General features: G+C 72.8%; 7 protein-coding genes and 1 pseudogene. 2 read left to right on the top strand and 6 right to left on the bottom strand.

Translation table 11 applies throughout. From position 1 onward, the window contains the following. Positions 1 to 462: pseudogene (locus tag QOL99_RS14995) on the top strand (MATE family efflux transporter); the annotation flags it as partial. A 6-nt stretch (positions 463 to 468) separates the two neighbouring features. Here the strand turns inward: QOL99_RS14995 and QOL99_RS14990 are convergent. Both QOL99_RS14990 and QOL99_RS14985 read right to left on the bottom strand, forming a co-directional pair. After that, positions 469 to 954, bottom strand: coding sequence for a MaoC family dehydratase (locus QOL99_RS14990; protein ID WP_285525002.1), 486 nt, complete (start codon positions 952 to 954; stop codon positions 469 to 471). After that, positions 951 to 1,820: an HpcH/HpaI aldolase/citrate lyase family protein gene (locus QOL99_RS14985; protein WP_285525000.1), complete on the bottom strand. Its 870-nt coding sequence runs from the start codon at positions 1,818 to 1,820 to the stop codon at positions 951 to 953. The genes QOL99_RS14990 and QOL99_RS14985 overlap by 4 nt, the downstream gene beginning before the upstream one ends. Before the next feature lie 54 nt (positions 1,821 to 1,874). On the opposite strand from QOL99_RS14985, the gene QOL99_RS14980 reads away from it, so the two are divergent. Further along, complete coding sequence (locus QOL99_RS14980) at positions 1,875 to 2,942, top strand: LLM class flavin-dependent oxidoreductase (protein ID WP_285524998.1); 1,068 nt, start codon at positions 1,875 to 1,877, stop codon at positions 2,940 to 2,942. Here the strand turns inward: QOL99_RS14980 and QOL99_RS14975 are convergent. From QOL99_RS14975 to QOL99_RS14960, 4 genes are all read right to left on the bottom strand, one after another. Further along, on the bottom strand, positions 2,921 to 3,436 hold the full coding sequence (locus QOL99_RS14975) for a GNAT family N-acetyltransferase (RefSeq protein ID WP_326522591.1): 516 nt from the start codon (positions 3,434 to 3,436) through the stop codon (positions 2,921 to 2,923). The genes QOL99_RS14980 and QOL99_RS14975 overlap by 22 nt on opposite strands. Before the next feature lie 86 nt (positions 3,437 to 3,522). Next, complete coding sequence (locus QOL99_RS14970) at positions 3,523 to 3,750, bottom strand: KTSC domain-containing protein (protein ID WP_285524996.1); 228 nt, start codon at positions 3,748 to 3,750, stop codon at positions 3,523 to 3,525. 20 nt (positions 3,751 to 3,770) lie between these two features. Next, a complete protein-coding gene (locus QOL99_RS14965) occupies positions 3,771 to 4,334 on the bottom strand; it encodes a Rieske 2Fe-2S domain-containing protein (RefSeq protein ID WP_285524995.1) in 564 nt (187 codons plus the stop codon). Next, positions 4,331 to 5,066 (bottom strand): c-type cytochrome (locus QOL99_RS14960; RefSeq protein ID WP_285524994.1); only part of this gene is annotated, 736 nt, incomplete at its 5' end. The genes QOL99_RS14960 and QOL99_RS14965, both read right to left, overlap by 4 nt.

The following is a 5,066-nucleotide window of genomic DNA, read 5'->3' as shown; positions in this document are numbered from 1 at the left end:
CGCGACGCGGCCCTCGCCGCCGAGCGGGCGCGGGCGGTCGAGCGCTTCGGGCTGGTCACCGGGGTCGCCTTCGGGGTGCTGTTCGCGCTCTCGGCGCTGGCGCTGCCGCTGCTGTACCCCAGCGTGGGGGCCGAGGTGCGGGGGATCGCGCTGGCGACCATCCTGGTCAACGCCGCCTTTCAGGTCGTCAAGGTCGCCAACATGGTGCGCGGGGCGGGCGTGCTGCCGTCGGGCAGCGACACGCGCGGGGTGCTGATCGGGGACGCCATCAGCGCCTTTGGGGTGGGGCTGCCGCTGGCGTGGCTGCTGGCCTTTCCCCTGGGGCTGGGCTTCTGGGGGGTGCTGCTCGCCCGCGTGCTGGAGGAGGTCGTGAAGATCGCCATCTTCACCTGGCGGCGCCGCAGGCTGTCGTGGGGTCAGGTGATCGTCGGGCAGGGCGGCCTGAATCCAGCGACGGACTGAGCGGCGTCAGTCGGTTGTCGCGGAGGGCTGCCGCTGCATCAGCGCCGTCCGCTTGCACCGCGCGACCACCTCGCCGCGCTGGTTGATCGCCCGGTGTTCCACCACCACGATCCCGGCGTCGGGGCGGCTGCGGCTCCCTCTGGCCTCCAGCACCTCCGACTCGGCGTGGATCGTGTCGCCGTGAAAGACGGGCTTCGGGAAAACCACCCCGTCCAGCCCCAGGTTCGCCACCAGCGTTCCCAGCGTCAGCTCGTGGACGCTCAGGCCGACGAGCAGGCTCAGGGTCAGCAGGCTGTTGACCAGCGGCTGACCGAACTCGGTCGCGGCAGCGTACTCGCGGTCGAGGTGCAGGGGTTGCGGATTCATGGTCAGCGTGGTGAACAACACGTTGTCGGCCTCGGTCAGCGTGCGCGTGACCCGGTGGCGGATGACGGTGCCGGGGATCAGTTCCTCGAAATAGCGGCCCTGGGGGCGCAGCAGGTCCTCGTTCACAGGTCGTCTCCTCTCGCGTGCAAGGTGGCGCGGGCCTTGGCCAGCATGGGTTCGTCGACCATCTGGCCCTCGAAGCTGAAGGCGCCGTGCCCCCTCATCGCCGCCTCGTGCGCGGCATCCAGCAGCCTGCGGGCACGCTCCGCCTCCGCATCGGTCGGTCCGAAGAACTCGTGCGCCAGCGCGACCTGCGTGGGGTGGATGCACAGCTTGCCGCCGTACCCGAGGGCGCGGCCCTGCGCGGCGTCCTCGCGGAAGGTGGCCTCGTCATTCAGCGCCGTCACCACGATGTCGAGCGCGTGCACCCCGGTCAGCCGGGCGGCGAGCGCCACGTGCGAGCGGGCGTACAGCACCTCCAGATTGCCGGGCGTGCGGGTGCCTCCCAGGTCGGTCGTGTAGTCCTCCGCCCCGAAGTAGGCCCAGGCCACGCCCTCCTCGGCCAGAATCTCGCGGGCATTCCAGACGCCCGTGCCCGTCTCCAGCCCGGCCAGGATGGGGAGGTCCAGCCCCCGTGCCGAGAGCGCCTCCCGCACCCGCCGCACGTCCGCCGCCGCCTCCAGCTTGGGCACGACGACCCCGGCCAGTTCGGGGGTCAGCACCGCGAGGTCGTCCTCGAAAAAGGGCGAGTGCACCGCGTTGACCCGCACGAACACCGCAAGGTGCGGCGCGGCGGCCACGAGGTCACGGGCAGCGTCGCGGGCGACCGGGCGGGCGGCGGCCTTGGCCTGCGGGGTGGCGGGCACGGCGTCTTCGAGGTCGATGACCACCGCGTCGGGCGCGGAGCGGGGCAGCTTGGCGATCAGGTCGGCGCGGCCCCCCGGCGCGAACAGGACGCTGCGGGGCCGCAGGCTGGAGTCAGGAGCAGGCACGTGCCCCAGGATACGGGTCCAGCAAGCCGGGGGGCGAGGTGGCAGAGTGGGGCCATGACCACCCCGACTCCCTTTCAACTCGGCCTGTATTCCTTCGGGGACTTCACGCCCGACCCGGCGACCGGAGCCACCCCCAGTCCCGCCGAGCGCCTGAAGAATCTGCTGGAGGAGGCCGAACTCGCCGATCAGGTGGGCCTCGACGTGTTCGGGCTGGGGGAGCACCACCGCCCCGACTATCTGGTGTCCTCGCCCGCCACGGTCCTCGCGGCGATGGCGGCCCGCACCCGGAGCATCCGGCTGACGAGCGCCGTGACCGTGCTGGGCACCGACGACCCGGTGCGCGTCTATCAGCAGTTCGCCACCCTCGACCTGCTCTCCGGGGGCCGGGCCGAGATCATGGTGGGGCGCGGCTCCTTCGCCGAATCCTTCCCGCTGTTTCTGGGCGGAATGCCCGCCGACTACGACGCCCTCTTCGCCGAGCGGCTGGAGTTGCTGCTGGCGGTGCGTGGGTCCGAGCAGGTCACCTGGCAGGGCCGCACCCGTCCGCCGCTGGGCGGTCAGGGGGTCTATCCGCGCCCCGAGTCGCCCCTTCCGGTGTGGCTGGCGGTCGGCGGCACGCCTTCCTCGGCCCGGCGGGCGGGGACGCTGGGGCTGCCGATGGCGCTGGCGATCATCGGTGGGGCGTACGAGCGGTTCGCGCCGTTCGTGCGGCTCTACCGCGACGCCGCTCGCACGGCCGGACACGGGGAGGTGCCGCTGGGCATCAACGGGCACGGCTTTCTGGCGGACACGTCGCGGGGGGCCGCCGACCTCGCCTTTCCCGCGCACAGCCTCGTCATGAACCGCCTGGGCCGCGAGCGGGGCTGGGCCCCGATGGGCCGCGCCCACTTCGACGCCGAGCGCGGGCCGGGTGGGGCGCTGTTCGTGGGCGACCCGGAGGAGGTGGCCGCGAAACTCCTGCACCAGCACGAGCTGTTCGGCCACACCCGCTTCCTGATGCAGATGAGCGTGGGCACCCTCCCGCACGCGGCGATGCTGCGCTCCATCGAGCTGTTCGGGACAAAGGTCGCGCCGCTGGTGCGGGCAGAGGTGGCACGGCGTCAGCCCACGGCCAGCTCGTAGCGCACCACGAAAAAGCCCCTGACCGTCACCTCGTCCACCGCCCGGAAGCCCGCCGACTCGTACAGGGCGCGCAGCTTCGGGCGGTTGGCGGCGGTGTCCAGCCGCAGGAAGGCGCACCCCGCCTCNACCACGAAAAAGCCCCTGACCGTCACCTCGTCCACCGCCCGGAAGCCCGCCGACTCGTACAGGGCGCGCAGCTTCGGGCGGTTGGCGGCGGTGTCCAGCCGCAGGAAGGCGCACCCCGCCTCGCGCGTCTCGCGGGCAGCCCCGGCCAGCAGCGCGTGGGCCAGCCCCCGCCCCTGCGCCGCCGGATGCACGCCGAGCTTGTGCAGGTAGCGGGCCTGCCCCGGCGGATCGTCCGGCCAGAAGAGGGGGTCGGTCGTCAGCAGTGCGAAGGTACCGACGGCCTGCCCTTCCTGCCACGCGACTCGCCAGCCTTCGGGCGGATAGTGGCGGGTCAGCCGCTCCGGCGTCAGGCTGGGGGGCGGCCACAGCGGTTCCCCCCGTTCCAGCAGCCGGGCGGCGGTGGCGGTCAGGACGGCGGAGGCGGCGGGCAGATCGCCGTGGGTGAAGGTGAGGCTCAGCGGCGGCCCCTGACCTGCCGGTAGGGGTAGCAGCCGTCGATTTCCTCGCGGAAGTACGATCCTGCCGAATCGGCCGTCCGCAGTTCCGCGTAGACCTCAGGCGGGACGCCGCTGTACTCGTAGCGCTTGCCGCTGTGAAACAGGATGGTGAGGGTCTGCGTCCCCGCGTCGTATCCGACGTGCGACATCATGCTGGAGTCCACCGGAAAGAGGGTCACGCCCATGCTGGACAGGATAACGGCCCCTACCCCCCCAGCGGCGGCGCGGGTTCGATGCCCGTCGCGTAGAGGTCGCCGCCCCGCGCCTCCAGCCGCACGCGGGGGAGCGGTCCGTTCGCCTTCCCGAAGACAGCCTCGCCCGCCCTCAGGGGGTCGAAGACGCTGTAGTGGCAGGGGCAGCCCAGTTGCGGGTGCCCGTCCTCCCTGGGCGGGCGGTAGTTGTAGGCAAAGGCCAGCACCTCTGGGTCGCGCACGAGAATCACCGGACAGCCCAGGTGCGTGCAGATGCGGCTGTAGGCGGCGTAGTGGCGGCCCTCCACGCTCAGGCCGCCGGGGACTGGCTGTGGCACCCGCAGGGCCACGCAGGGGCGGCCATCGTAGGTGAAGGGCACCTCGGCCCACTCCTGCGCCAGTTGTCCCGCCGGGGCCACCCGCACCGCCGCTCCCGGCTGAAATCGGGGCTCGCCCGCGCCCCGCTTGCCCAGGGTCACCCGCGAGGCGTACCAGCCCATGTACCCGAAGGTCCCCAGCGTGCCCGCGACCGGCAGCACCCACCAGTGTTCCAGCAGGCGGCGGCGGCTGACCTTCAAGGCCCCTCCTTCTGCCAGCGTTCCAGCACGTCCAGCAGGGCGTTCAGGTCGTCCGTCCCCAGGTCGGGATAGGCGGGCATCGCGCCCTTGCCCTGCAGGATGATCTGCCGCAGCCCGTCCCGCGAGAGGTTCGACACCCGCAGGCTGGGTCCCAGTGCCCCGCCCCCGCCGTTCGCCCCGTGGCAGCTCGCGCAGCTCGCGGCGTACACGCGCAGGCCGGGATCGGACTCGTTCTGGCGGGCGCGGATGGCGGTGATCGTCTCGTCGGCGTCGCGGCCGGAGGGGTTGAGGGTGCGGTAGCGTTCCAGCGCGGCCAGGGCGGCCTCGTCCTGCCCGAAGCGGACGAGCGCGAACCCCAGGAACAGCTGCGACTCGGCGTCGTCGGGGGCGAGCCCCGCGGCGGTGCGGACCAGCAAGAAGGCCTGGCCCGCTTCCTCCTCGCCCAGTTCCCCCCCGCCCCGCTCGGCCCGGGTCAGCAGCAGGATGCCCAGCCGCCGCAGCGCCTCGGGCTGCCGGGGGTCCAGGCGCAGGGCCGCCGCGTAGGCCGTGGACGCCTCGTCGTACAGGGCAGAGTCAAAGGCCGCCCGGCCCCAGGCGAGGTAATCGGGGACCGCGCGGCTGGCCTCGGCCCGGCGGCGCAACTCGGGCAGTGCGAGCGAGTTCTGGACCGTCTGCGCCTCACGCGGCGAGAGGGCGGCGAGTTGCCAGCGCGGCACGAAGGTCACGGCCCCG

The sequence above is a fragment of the Deinococcus rhizophilus genome, from assembly GCF_030271215.1.
GTDB classification, from domain to species: Bacteria; Deinococcota; Deinococci; order Deinococcales; family Deinococcaceae; genus Deinococcus; species Deinococcus rhizophilus.
Note: the sequence above shows the minus strand (reverse complement) of the source record. Positions and strands in the feature narration are given on the sequence as shown.